This is a genomic window from Frankia sp. AgKG'84/4, assembly GCF_023242965.2.
In the GTDB taxonomy this organism is placed as follows: domain Bacteria; phylum Actinomycetota; class Actinomycetes; order Frankiales; family Frankiaceae; genus Frankia.
The window spans coordinates 1-727 of record NZ_JALKFU020000934.1 but is presented as its reverse complement, the minus strand read 5'-3'; the positions used below and the strand labels follow the sequence as shown (position 1 = coordinate 727).

Sequence of the window (727 nt, the reverse complement as noted above, 5' to 3'; positions counted from 1 at the left end):
GGGCCGGCTCGGCGGGCGGGCTCGGGACGGCCGGCGCTACGGGAGCGCTCGCTGTGCCAGCGTCGGCCGCCTGAGCCGCGCCGATGGCGTGCCGCTGGTGGGCCAGTGACCAGCGGGCGTGCACCAGCGCCGCGAGCACGCCGCACAGGACGCCGATCGCCACGCCGGACTCGTCCAGGCCGGCCAGCACCAGGCCGATCGTCGCCATGGATTTGATCGCGGCGTCGACCAGCAGGTTCGCGGCCAGCGCGGGGTAGAGCCGGGCGCACTGGAGCAGGCCGCGGTCGACGCACAGCAGGCACCAGGCCGCGCCGGCGGTGATGATCTCGGCGACGCCGCCCGGACCGGGCAGGGACAGCTCGTGCGCCACGATGCCCCGGCCCACGACGGCCAGCGCCGCGACGATCAGAACCGTCACCACGCCGGCCCGCCGAACGCGGCGCACCCAGCTGGCCACCAGGTCCAGCCGACCGCTGTGCTGCCAGGTCGTGATCCGGCGGACCACACCGACGAGCAGCGCGCTGCCCGGCATCGACACGACGAAGAAGATCGCGATGAGCTGCGCCACAGCACCGTAGGAGCGGGTGCTCATCGCGCGGGCGATGAGAAGGGTGACCCCCATGTTCGCCGCGTTGGCGACGAGACCGGCCATGGCCAGCGGGAGGGCGCCGCGCAGGGCGCCGCGCAGGCGCGTTCCGCGGGTCCGGCGCAGCCGCTGGGCCAGCGC

1 pseudogene is annotated in these 727 nt (G+C 75.5%); it reads right to left on the bottom strand.

Annotated features, from left to right (window positions below):
- Positions 1-724 (bottom strand): annotated as a pseudogene (locus MXD58_RS26150) (hypothetical protein); the annotation flags it as partial.
- Positions 725-727 lie beyond the last annotated feature (3 nt).